9 protein-coding genes are annotated in these 12,968 nt (G+C 44.3%); 3 read left to right on the forward strand and 6 right to left on the reverse strand.

Translation table 11 applies throughout. The features are described from left to right. Positions 1 to 59: 59 nt before the first annotated feature. The 6 genes from MHH93_RS05165 to MHH93_RS05190 form a co-directional block, all read right to left on the reverse strand. Positions 60 to 1,661 (reverse strand): extracellular solute-binding protein, encoded by a 1,602-nt coding sequence (locus MHH93_RS05165; protein ID WP_500053096.1) that lies wholly within the window; start codon positions 1,659 to 1,661, stop codon positions 60 to 62. 639 nt (positions 1,662 to 2,300) lie between these two features. Then, the gene (locus MHH93_RS05170; RefSeq protein ID WP_500053097.1) at positions 2,301 to 4,541 is read right to left on the reverse strand and encodes a helix-turn-helix domain-containing protein; all 2,241 of its coding nucleotides are present in this window, start codon (positions 4,539 to 4,541) and stop codon (positions 2,301 to 2,303) included. Between the two features lie 21 nt (positions 4,542 to 4,562). After that, complete coding sequence (locus MHH93_RS05175; protein WP_339302746.1) at positions 4,563 to 5,786, reverse strand: MFS transporter; 1,224 nt, start codon at positions 5,784 to 5,786, stop codon at positions 4,563 to 4,565. 49 nt (positions 5,787 to 5,835) lie between these two features. Next, the gene (locus tag MHH93_RS05180; protein ID WP_500053098.1) at positions 5,836 to 6,888 is read right to left on the reverse strand and encodes an ROK family protein; all 1,053 of its coding nucleotides are present in this window, start codon (positions 6,886 to 6,888) and stop codon (positions 5,836 to 5,838) included. A 36-nt stretch (positions 6,889 to 6,924) separates the two neighbouring features. Beyond that, positions 6,925 to 8,160, reverse strand: coding sequence for an ROK family transcriptional regulator (locus tag MHH93_RS05185; protein ID WP_500053099.1), 1,236 nt, complete (start codon positions 8,158 to 8,160; stop codon positions 6,925 to 6,927). Between the two features lie 534 nt (positions 8,161 to 8,694). Further along, positions 8,695 to 9,534, reverse strand: a complete 840-nt coding sequence (locus MHH93_RS05190; protein WP_339242091.1) for a YitT family protein — start codon at positions 9,532 to 9,534, stop codon at positions 8,695 to 8,697. Between the two features lie 375 nt (positions 9,535 to 9,909). Here MHH93_RS05190 and desA point away from each other — a divergent pair, with 375 nt between their 5' ends. From desA to MHH93_RS05205, 3 genes are all read left to right on the forward strand, one after another. Then, entirely contained in the window at positions 9,910 to 10,968 is a 1,059-nt protein-coding gene (desA, locus tag MHH93_RS05195; RefSeq protein WP_500053100.1) for a Delta(5) desaturase DesA, read from the forward strand. Between the two features lie 87 nt (positions 10,969 to 11,055). Next, the gene (locus tag MHH93_RS05200; protein ID WP_500053334.1) at positions 11,056 to 12,204 is read left to right on the forward strand and encodes a sensor histidine kinase; all 1,149 of its coding nucleotides are present in this window, start codon (positions 11,056 to 11,058) and stop codon (positions 12,202 to 12,204) included. Continuing rightward, positions 12,201 to 12,800 (forward strand): response regulator, encoded by a 600-nt coding sequence (locus tag MHH93_RS05205; protein ID WP_500053101.1) that lies wholly within the window; start codon positions 12,201 to 12,203, stop codon positions 12,798 to 12,800. The genes MHH93_RS05200 and MHH93_RS05205 overlap by 4 nt, the downstream gene beginning before the upstream one ends. Positions 12,801 to 12,968: the final 168 nt, after the last annotated feature.

A 12,968-nucleotide genomic window follows, 5' to 3' on the forward strand; every position in this document is an offset into this window, starting at 1 on the left:
GCCCTAATGAAATCCCTGTTCTTTGTTGTCATACACATTAGATGTGATATCTACTCTACTTATTTCATCGCTTTGTAAGCTTCTGTACGTTCATCCAGGATTGCTTGGCCACCACTCGCCATGTAGTCCTTCATCATGCTGTCATACGTGGCTTCAAAATCAGCGGGTTTGGAAATAGTTGTTTTCACGAAAAACTCCATGAACTTGTCTTTCAGGCCGTTACCGTAACGCGCTTCTGCATCAATCGGTTTGGAGAAGCGTACCGGTTGAATGGTGTCCGTATTAGAGATCGCTACCGACTTGCGCATATCATCCCGATACTTCGACTCTACTTGAACGACATAGGCCTCTTCATTTTTCTTGTCATCCCCAACGTATTTACCGTTCACGATAATGGCAATGTCACCGGAATTATAGATACGGCCTGCAATTTCAGGAGAAGCATCATCTTTGATCAGTGGTACCCCATCCACAAGTTCATAGTTCTCGTTTTCAACACCGAATTGCAGGTCGAACAAGTTGTTGTCTGAAGCCATCCAATCCAGGTACTTCATCGCTGCTTCAGCATTTTTGCTCGATTTCGGAATCATGACATACATCGCATTGGGCGCATATGCCGGTTTGGCGAATTTGCCTTCGGAGTTTTTGAATGCATCAATCGGTGTGATCACTGCACCAGGTTGATTAGTTTGCAGGTTTTTGTACGTACCGGAGATATAAATCTCCCCTGCATCCTCGGTGTAGAATCCAACTTTGCCGTTAGATACATCTTCCCACAGCTTTTTCTTATCTTTGTCGAGCCCAAAATCCTTGCTCATTAATCCTTCATTATAAAGTGTGTTCATATATTTCAGAGCGTCCTTGAAACCAGGTAACAACGTTGGATAGTCATTGGAACCCAGTTGTTGTGTTAATGTATATTTTTGTTCTTCCGTCAGCGGTTCAATGAATGACCAGATTAGTGGTTCATATTGAGCCGAAGCAATGGACATCCCCATAGGAATAAGTCCTGTGCCAACCTTACCCGGATCTTTTTCCTTAAAGGCCTTTAGTGTTGTATGCAGCTCCTCAGCTGTCTCAGGTGAAGGCAATCCAAGTGCGTCCAGCCAGTCCTGACGAACATAGGATGCGTATTTGCCAAGTACAAGACGTTTACCCGGAACTGCAAACTGTTGACCATCATATTGACCGTAAGCCAGCGTTTCATCTCCCAGGAACTTCTTCAGGTTAGGGCCGGTTTGATTGATCAGATCCGTAAGTTCAGTCAGACCTCCTTGCTCTGCATACCGGTTGAATGTTCCCGAGTCGTAGGTAAATACGATATCAGGTACTTCAGATCCACTCGCCATCAGAACATTAAGCTTCTGTACTTCCTCCGAGCGTGGTACTGGAACAAATTGAACATCGATGTTGTTTGGATCACCAAACTTCTCTTGAATGAAGCGAGTCAGATAACTGTCCGAAATGGTGTAGCCCGCCGGAGTATTTCCCCGGTCGAAGATTTCTACTTTCAAAGTCGTTTTTCCCCCCGAACCTGACTCTCCAGATGAAGATACAGATTCGCTTCCTGATGAACATGCGGATAATAATAGAGTGAATGCTGTTACCACTGCGAGGATTGAACTTGCCTTGCCTGCCTTACGTCTTTGAAATAATCTCATTTGACCTTTCCCCTTTCGCACACACTCTGATATGGATTCACATGATTGCCACTCCAATTTGTCCATTCCATTTCGTTGCACCTGTGAATGTCACTAATCATCACATACGATCTCAACATTAGACAATAAACTATTTTCAAAATGTAAAATTCACGTTTTTTGCATCAATTCCCGCGATATATAAACATATTTCCTGACAATATACAATTTTCACGCCTTATATGTTAACTATATTAACACATAATGTTGTATTAAGTTTGGATTCTCATACCCAATCTGGCATCACCCAGCTTGCAATAATCCTTTTTCCATTGAATCTCTCTTCACAAAATAGAAAAAAAGACCACATCTAATGTGATCTCCTTGTTTAGCAACACTTGTAGAACGATTGAACTCACTAATTCCTCGGCGGAAGATTAAACTTCACTTGACCAAACAACGTATCAATGGCATTTCCCGCAAATTGATCGATAACATGTTCGTTGCTCGTGTCCGTATGCTCCAAAATAAAAAAATCTTCTATATGAGGGCCCTAAGGTACGAACCTTAGGTCCTCATACAGAAGATTTCATGTAATCACGCTAAGCATATATTGAATTATATTATAAATTGCATGTTCTACCGTTAGAACCTCGGTATTCAATTCCCTTGTTTCCCACTCTGTTTGCGATAATCCCCCGGTGTCACGCCCATAATCCGTTTAAATACTCGCCCGAAAGAGATCGCGTTACCATAACCTACTTGCAGCGCAATATCCTGAACAGCCATATCGGATGCAGACAACAAACGGCAGGCCTTTTCGACCCTCAGCTTCACTAGGAAATCAACAAACTTCATCTCGAACTCTTCCTTAAACAAATAACTCGCATATTTGCCCGAAATTTGGAACCGATCACTCAGATGTTTCAGTGACAGATCCGGATCATCAAAATGTTCTTCAATATAGATCCGTAGCTCATTGATCATTGCGCGGTGACTTTTCGTTTCATTCACAGACACATAATTTCGATAGACCTCTTTCAGCCATTCCTGTAAAATCTCCTGAATGCCCTCCAGTGTCTCCGCCTGCTGGATATCACTGCGAAGACGAGTCAGGATTTCCTCGGCGAATTGGCTCTGTAACCGCTCAGACAGCTCTCCGAATTCACGTGACAACATCTGGATTAATGCCTGCAGCAGCATACGAATATCTTGATCTGTGATCTGATCTTCGCCGAATGCTACAAACATCTGGTCCAGCTGCTTCCGCCATCCATCACCTGTTAGTCTGAATTCGCGGACAAAGTCGGCCAGCATCTGCAAGTACTTGTAAGATTGCAGCTCAATACGATCCGGCAGTTGCTCACTCAGAACGATCGCATCTTTACCAAGGGTAAGTCTATGCTGCAAACCGGCATCTGCACTGGTATACGATTGAGTAATCTCCTCCCAACCCGATACGGTTCGTCCAATCCCGAAGGTAAACCGAAGGCGGAAATTTTCCGCAATCCACATATGCATCTGTTTAGCCAGATCCATAAGCAATTCACGGTCCAGTCCTTCCTCCTCATCTGACGCAATGACCACAATAAGCCTTCGGTTCCCAAACCATTCAGCCCAACCGCCAAATTGGGTCTCGTTCTGCACAAGTTCTTCCACCACATTCATGAGCGCTATCTTCAGTATATTCTGATTAGTTGAGAGATCGTCACCATTCATCTCCGCTATGAGGACAGCAACGCTCTTCGGTTCCATGAATCGTTCCTCTAGCGGTTGCAGATGGCGAAGTCGCTGACGGAACGAATCCATTCGCTCTCCTTCCATCAGATCAACAAGTAACTGTCTGCGATGAATTAGCAGGTTTTCATGATGCTGCTTCTCATAATTAACCGTTTGAGCAATCAGATGTTCGAGTGCACGGTCGATGAGAGCCAGTTCGTCCTTGACGGACGGAGCTGCTTCATTCTCCTCGGCACGTGGCTGTAACGCCTGAATACGATTCATGATGAGTTGGATGGGCCGCGTATTTCTGCGCGTAATGTAGATCAGTCCCGCCACCGCGCCAGCAATTGTTAACAATCCAATGCCGATCCACACATAAGAGACAAGAGATACCCAAGAATACAGTTGTCCGGATTGAATGCCACTCTCGAAGACCAGGCCAAGCTTGTCCGCAGACACACGGTTAAGGATTTCACCTGCTGAAGGGTCCATTTGATGCGCGCTATAGATCAGATTATTGCTTTTGTCCCGAACCTGAAGAACAGATAACTTTTCATTCGTCATATGATCAATCTGCCGTTCGACTGCATACATGCGGATTGTAATGACGAGCAGACCTTCCCCGCCCCACGGTAAAGGAAGCCACTTATTCATGCTAATCACCCGTGAAGGTATATCGAAAGAACGTTCCTTATATTCACGCGGCAGGTTCCAACTGAGGTTCTCCCGATCTTTCAAGGCTTGCTCAATATAGGCACGATCTTCGAATTCTTCCAAACGCATCATGCCTCTGGGCGTAAGAATCTGAGAATCCGACATGCGGTAGAGATAAATGGATTGAATCATATCCTGCTGATCCAGCATACGTCCCAGCCCGCTTGCCGCATCATAGATGAACTGACTCGACAATTGTCCCTGTCCAGCCTCCAAGAAACGACTGTATGTTTTGTTCGCACCAATGTCTTCAAGTAACCGGAGTTCAATGTCGCTTAGCGAGCGTTCCAGTGTATCCACGATATAACGGGTGGAGATCATGTCGGCTTTTTGCGTTTCGTTACGTGAGAGTTCGTTGACAATCAGGAAGGAGAGAAAGATCAGAATGGAAATCGTAAGCAGAAAAATAGGAAAATAGGAATACAGCAACTTGGTGTGCCAATTCCGCTTCAGATTTACTCTCATAGGCTCCAACTCCTTCCATCGCTATTCTAATGAGTATGATCTTCTTTCATCTTTGGCCTGCCTGCTGACGATATACAGAATCACCGATCCTAATGCTGCACTAATCGTACAAGCCAGATACATCAGGGATGGACCGCCGGAATCGAGCAAATATCCATTAAGCATATTACCAACAATTCCGCCCAGGCCGGCAAACACCATGTTAAATAAACTTTGTCCCGTGGCCTGCATTTCCCGTCCCGTAACCGAAGCCACATATTCCACTGCTGCAATATAGAAGAATCCGAAGGACAACCCATGCAGTACCTGAACGCCAATCATCACCTCTGGCGTTGGCCATAGCCATTGTATTCCCCAACGTAACATATACGCACCGGCTGCAAGCAACATCGTGCGTTCATGTCCCCATTTTCGGAGTACGAATGCCGCTGCCAACATGGATGGAACATTGGTGATTGATGCGAGCAATAGCGCTGTACCTGTCATCTTCACAGAACCGCCAGCCATCTGAAATGAAATTACAAAAAAGGAGTTAAACGCAGTGAGCGTTTGGTTAACCAGGAAACAACCTGTTAGAAATAGAAGGAATGTCCGGTTTCGGAGCAATCTTGCCAAACCTACGGAGAAGGTTACCGAGGACGAGGATATGCTCGTCTGCCGGGGGAGTGTGCTTGCCAGTATGGCGCTCAGAACGTTAAACATCAGAAATGGCAGCCATAACATGTGAATGGAAAACTGAGAGAGATACATCCCTGCTGCAAATCCACCAACTCCGGTTCCTATGCTCCCGAAGAGTCGGATCATGCCATATGAGGTGTTGGCTGCTCTCGCTGCGGTAACCGCATAGGAGTCAGCCACAGGTATTTGAGTCACTTGGAATATAGTGCATAAAGTATAAATCAATATTAATATAATGTACACTTGAATATTGTAGAAGTACGCTAACGATGCAGGAACAAGCAGGCTTATTATCAGTACGAACCGTGTCTTTTTAAACTTATCTACCAGAATTCCCCATATAGGTTGAAGAATAATAGATACGAGTGTGCCAAACGCCATGATAAATCCGGTTTCTTTACTGGAAAAACCTTGCGCAACCAATATGGGATTAATGTACGGGTTAAACATCCCCCCGGCAAGCCCCATAAACAGATACAAGCCCTGTAATTTGAGTAAAACACGTCTTGCATCATTGGAATCGGCTTTTGTTTTCTCTGTGTAAGCCTTCATATGTCTACTTCTCATCCGGATCTCCATCCTTTAATTCTATAGTAGCTTCACCTATTCTCTATTGTTATGTCCGCGCTAGACTCGACCTGATTGCAGCCAATGCCCCTATTGCTCCTGCCCGATTACCAAGTTCAGCTACAGTTAAACGAACAGGCAGAACGGTGTAACGTTTGAGGCGTGTACGCACTTCATTTAGATAATAGGATGGGTTGGATGCTGCCACACCTCCACCGATTACAATTATGGAAGGATTAAGTAATGCCGTAATATTCGCGAGACCTCTAGCCATGTAACGCATAGGCAGTTCCAGAATCTCAAGTGCAGCAACATCGCCTGATTCGGCCGCTTTGAAGACATGTCTGGCTTCGATCTGTCCCGCTTCCCCTCCTGCCAGACTCATGATAAGGGATAAGGAACTTCCTTTTCCATCTGCAAAATAACGTCTCGCCTGTTCGGTGATCCCCGTACCTGAAGTCGCTTGCTCAAATACCCCAAAGGAATCTGCATCTGCAACGTAACCGGTATGAAGCCCTTCGTCGCCAGCTATGAAATGCCCAATCTCACCTGCTGCTCCATTCTGGCCGCTGTAGAGCTGTCCATTCAGGATAAGAGCAGCTCCAATGCCTGTTCCAACCGTGACCATTACAGAGTGTTGATGTCCCTGCGCTGCCCCTTGATCATATTCTCCCATGGCGGCCAGATTCACATCATTATCCAATATGATATTCCCGCTGTAATACTTCGCAATCACAGGACGAATATCAACCTCAGGCCACTGAAAAGCTGGAGCATTTCGCAGTACGCCTTCCTCCTGCAGAATCACGCCAGGGAATCCCAAGCCTGCACCTGAAAGTTGATCCAGACTGCATCCAACTTCGCGGCAGAATGTTTCCAATTCAGTGAATAACCATCGGAAAAACTCATCCGGCTGATCACTGGCAAGCGTAGGCAAGATACGTTCATGAACTTCACTTCCAGTCTGTTGTGCTGACAAGAGCATCAATGTTTTGGTGCCTCCAATATCAATACCTGCAATCCAGCCGGATGGCTTACCCCCAACCGTCGTATCCTGATTGAACTGAACATCTTTATTTACGTTTTTCACGGACTCTGTCATCCCGTTTCCCTCCTCACATATTGTATATCCAATCTCTTATTCCACAGCTTCCTGCTGAAGATTCAGCATTGTCTGTTGTATAGCCACCTGTACCGCGCCAGTGACAACAGCCTGCTCACCAAGCTTCGAACAGATTAACTGTGGTTGCACAGGGAATTGCTCAGAGATAATCTGCCTCAGTAAAGGCAATAACACATCGCCGTTCCCTCCTACGCCTCCGCCAAGCACAATGAGTTCCGGAGCAAGCACAATGCTAATCTGTCGGAGAGCTGAAGCAATCATCTGGCTGTACTGTTTCAGAATCTCTAACGCCTCTACTTCTCCACTGCGTGCAGCTTCAAATAACTTCTCGGGAGTCATGTGTCTGTGAGTATCATCTGCAGATACATCTACATTGACACCCACAACCGCTCCCGCATCAGCATCATCATCCAATAGTTCATCATGCTGATCAAGATAATCCTTCGCCAACTGCATCAGACCATCGGCTGACAGCACATCCTCCAGACGTTCACCATCCTCCAACAGCATCTCTGCAATCTCTCCAGTTAAGCCACCAAGACCTCGCAGTAGTTGACCATGTACCATGATGCCAGCTCCCGTCCCTGTGCCGATGGAGAAAAAAACAAACAAAGGATAACCTGCTGCGGCACCACTCCGATACTCCCCAAGTGCCGCAAGATTCACATCATTCTCCAGGATGACTTCGCAGGGAAAGGCGCCAGACAACGATTCCAGGGAAAAGGCTTGTTCCAAACCCGCTAACGGGTCGACAATACGATTAATTCGGCCTGAATAAGGGAGCACTACACCTGGTATGCCGAATCCAATACACTGAATCTGGTCCCAGTTCAGATGATTCTCATCAAGCAATTCGTTCATATGGCTTCGAAGAAGCAACAGCATTGTCGCTTCTGTTCGCTCATGACCTTCTTGGACAACCATGGGATGTGTGCGATAGGCAATGATTTCTCCATTCAGATCGGATAATGCGATCCGAATACGTGTTGCACCGATATCTATACCACAGACATAAAAAGCCGTTTCATTGAAACGGATGAGGGTTGCTTTGCGACCCTGAGCATTGTCAGCTCTCCCCATTTCCTTCACCAGATTACGGTCAATCAGATGCTCTACAGCCAACGACACTGTTGGTTTACTAAGTCCGGTCTGACGGCTGATATCCGCTCTAGACATGGTTCCCTGAGTTATCAGGGCATCCATAATAAGGTTTTCATTCAGATTACGGATATATTGGGGTGTACCAGCCAAGTAATTGCCTCCTTTAATAGTTAGTTAGGTTTATTAACAAATGAATTAAATTCAATATATCATCGTGATTGATAGGTGTACAGCTTTTTGTCATTGTCCTCTTTTACTAGAAAGAACCACACCTTCGCTAGTAACACTAAAGCCTAATAAAGGAATTATTATACAATAATAGACGTTTATACATTACCGTTACATAACCCTGTTCATACAATACCTTATCACAAACAGGGAGGGTTCAATATGTACAGAAAGCATAAAGGATGTCACCCAAAACCAAAGTGTTTTTACAAAAAAATCACGAAAACTTGTGTTACCAAAATTAAATATGTCCCTACAAAATGTAAAAAACACTGTTATGTCACTGTTGAATACTGTGGAGTCAAAAAAAGAAGACATTATTAATATTCTTTTGCCCTTCTCTATTGAGAAGGGCTCTTTCTTTCTAAACTAGATTAATACCCTGTTCAATTAACCTATCAAAAAAGTTGCGGTGATATTTCACCGCAACTCCCTTCTTTCATATATACCTATTACTTAAGTTTTGGAAAGTTCAATAAATCCTTCACCGAACACATCACGTACATCATGAATGGTGATAAAGGCAATCTCGTCTTCCGCTCGTACAATTTTCTTCAGCATGGAGACTTCCTGCTTACTAATGACAATGTACAGGATTTCTTTTTTATTTTTCGTGTAATACCCATGTCCGGACAACACGGTTACACCGCGGTCCATCTTCTCAATTACTTGCTTTGCGATCTCATCCTGTTTGGAAGAGATGATCATAACCGCCTTTTTCGGATTGAGTCCTTCAATAATGAACTCCATCGTTTTGGTACCCACGAACAGCAAGACAATCGTACACATCAGACCTTGCGGCCCTATAATGAAGAAAGATGAGAATGCCACAATCAAATCAAAGAATAATAATCCATAACTGATGTTCCAATCCAGATATTTATTGGCAAGCCTTGCCAGGATAACGGTTCCGGCTGTTGTTCCCCCCACTCTAACAATTAATCCGATTCCCAGACCGGCAAACAATCCACCAAATATCGTATTAATCCACAACTCATGCGAGTCAATGGTCCAGCTCTCTGTCAGATGCAGGAACAATGAGTTGAATACAACCGCAATAATCGTATACACCGTAGTCGTTTTATCAAGAAACCGATATCCCACGATTAACAATATACCGTTCAGGATCAGGTTCATCAGTCCAGGTGACCATTCAAACAGGTAATACAAAATAATCGTTATACCCGTTACCCCGCCTTCAGCCAAATCGTTCGGGATGACGAACAGGTTCACCGCCAGTGCAAACAGAAATGCACCTGCCATAATAAATAGAATATCCGTAATTCGTTTCTTCATTATGCATTCCATCCAATCCATCAGAAATCAACCTAATCGACCTGTCTCATAAGTTGTCATAATCACTCAAAGATAGATTTTACCATGCTCACAATAAAATTTGTATACATAATACAAATTGTTGCGTGATTTGTGCAAAGGAATTTGTATTATGTTCACTTTTGTCTTCTTCCCAGCCGTTCAGCATCATACACCCATGACAAATGTCATGGTCCATCATTGATATTCATCATTACAGAGGGCTGACGTTTATGACTTACTGTCATGTTCTGTTTGTTTTACAATGATAAAAACGCTTCCTAAAGGAAAGTCTTACCGGGAAATGTGAAGTTGTAGCTAATGATAGTTATAACGATTGAAGGAGGACACACGTCAATGAGTAGAAATAAAGAAATGGCGCTAAAAAAAGAAGTCACCCCTTACGAAAAAAATGATCTCAGATTAAGTATCCGTCAGTTAATCAATACATTGCTTCCGCTCTTCCTGCTATGGGCTGCGGCTTACTTTAGCTTATCGGTATCCTACTGGCTGACCTTCCCGATTGCCTTGGTGGCATCCGGATTTGTACTACGGACATTTATTATTTTCCATGACTGCTGTCATGGTTCATTCTTCAAGAGCAAACGTGCCAATGATATTCTCGGTACCATTACAGGCGTATTAACACTGACACCCTATCAACAATGGAAAGCCGAGCATTCCATCCATCACGCAACCAGCAGTAATCTTGACAAACGTGGTGTAGGTGATATCTGGGTCATGACGGTTGACGAATACAAAGAAGCTTCCCCTTGGGGTCGTCTTTTCTACCGGATTTATCGTAATCCGTTTGTATTGTTCTGCATTGGACCAATCTATGTGTTCATTCTCGCTTATCGCTTTAACCGCAAAGGCGCACGACGTAAAGAGCGCATTAATACCCACTTGACTACAGCCTTGATCGTTGGACTCTATGCATTCATGTGCTGGTTAATTGGCTGGCAGGCTTTTGTTATGGTGCAAGCACCTGTATTCTTCTTCTCCGGTTTCTTCGGCATTTGGTTGTTCTACGTTCAGCATCAGTTCGAAGAAACGTACTTTGAACATGAAGATGAATGGAGTTATGTAAAAGCAGCTGTTGAAGGCAGTTCTTATTACAAATTGCCAAAATTATTGCAATGGATCAGTGGTAATATCGGGTTTCACCATGTGCATCACTTGAGCCCGCGTGTACCTAACTATTTCTTGGAAGAAGCACATAACGCAACACCACCCTTGCAAAAAGCAACGACTATTACACTACGTTCCAGCCTGGTTGCCCTGCGCTTCCGCTTATGGGATGAAGAATCCAAACAATTTATTAGTTTCAAACAGCTCAAAAGCTTATCCCGCAAGCCGTATGTTCAACCGCCTATCCGAGTAACCAATCCAGCGGGTCTGACAGAGAAGCCTTAACTCTGTCGGATTCGTTTTCTTGTATTCAAGCCATAGTCATGCTACAGTCATGCTAAAGTTGAGTACAAGTGCAAGGAGGAGAATTACATTCAAAAGTGGATGCAGATTTTTTATAAAAATACAGGGTTAAATCCTTATGTATGGCTGGTCTTTTTCATCCTGCCCTTCTATTACATTTCACAATATTCCAAATTATGGACGATGGTGACCGGCATTATTATCATTCTCGTTTTCTTCGTCTGTTATCTGCTCGCCTTCATCACCAAGGGCTGGCAGGTGTACATGTGGATTGGACTACTTATTGCCATATCCATTACGATGACTATTGCCTATGATTATGCCTATTTCTCATTGTTTCTTGCTTTTTTTATTGGAAATATTAAAAATAAAGCCGGTTTCTTCACCCTATACTCGGTGAACTTGGGAGCCAGCTTCCTAACCATTAATTATGGTTTTCTCAATCAAAGTTCATTATTGGTGAGTCAGTTCCCGTTTGTATTCATCAGCTTAATGGCCTCCATCCTGCTTCCAATCAGTACGTATAACAAAAACAAGACTGAACAGTTGGAAGGCCAATTGGAGAATGCAAACAAGCGACTCGATGATCTCGTAAAAATGGAAGAACGCCAGCGTATTGCTCGTGATCTGCATGATACACTTGGACAAAAACTCTCTCTGATCGGTCTGAAAACCGATTTGGCGAGACGGCTGCTCCGCAGTAATCCCGATCAGGCTGAGATCGAATTGAACGACCTCAGACAAACGGCAAGCACAGCTCTGAAGGAAGTCCGTGAAATGGTAACAACCATGCGTGGTACGCAATTGGTCGATGAACTGTTCCGGGCAGAGCAGATTCTGAAGGCTGCATCCATTGAATTTATCTTGGAAGGTAATCCGAAGTTGCAGGACACGTCACAATTGAATGAAAATGTGCTTGGCATGTGCTTGAAAGAAGCTGTCACCAATGTGGTCAAACATAGTCAGGCAACAGCATGTACCATCGTTATTGAGGAATCACCTTCCAACAATATACTCATGGTACAAGACAACGGCGTCGGAATAGAAAGATCACACAAACAGGAACGGCGAGGAACAGGAATTTTGGGTATGAAAGAACGACTTGAATTTGTAAACGGGTGTCTGGATATTCGATCTGATACAGACAGCCAGGGTACAGAGATCATTATTCATGTTCCCAAACTCGTTCGCAAACCGATAAAGGAGGCAGAATCATGATTAGAATTGTAATCGCAGAAGATCAGCGCATGATGCTCGGTGCCTTGTCTTCTCTTCTTAATCTGGAGGAAGATATGGAAGTTGTCGGACGTGCCAGTAACGGTCAGGAAGCCCTCGACCTTGTACAGGAACTTGCGCCCGACATCTGTCTGATGGATATCGAAATGCCTGTGAAAAGCGGCCTTGAAGCTGCAGAAGAACTCAAAGGAATGAACTGCAAGGTCATTATCCTGACCACTTTTGCCCGGACCGGATATTTCGAACGTGCCCTCAAGGGCGGTGTCCGTGGTTACCTGCTCAAAGACAGTCCGATTGAAGAACTTGCCGAGGCGATTCGCCAAGTCATGAATGGCAGACGTATCTTCGCTCCCGACTTGGTAGATGAAGCTTATGTAGAAGAAAATCCCCTGACAGAACGGGAGAATGCCGTACTTGGACTCATGGCTGATGGGAAGAACACGAAGGAAATCGCCGGGCATCTGTTCATCACGACAGGCACGGTACGTAACTATATCTCCATTATTCTCAACAAGTTAAATGCCAGTAACCGCATTGAGGCCATCACTCGCTCTAAAGAAAAAGGGTGGTTTAAATGAAAGTACCGCTTTAACCCATTGAAACAAAAATAAGCATGTAGACCGGCTGCCCAAGTGCCATAACATGCTACATATATAAAAAGCTTGGCCCAGCCTAACATCCTGGACCAAGCTTTTTATATATTACTGCAACAATCCAACACGCATCTTTTCTACATTGCAGAATAT

The sequence above is a fragment of the Priestia sp. FSL H7-0729 genome, assembly GCF_038005685.1.
GTDB lineage: Bacteria > Bacillota > Bacilli > Paenibacillales > Paenibacillaceae > Paenibacillus.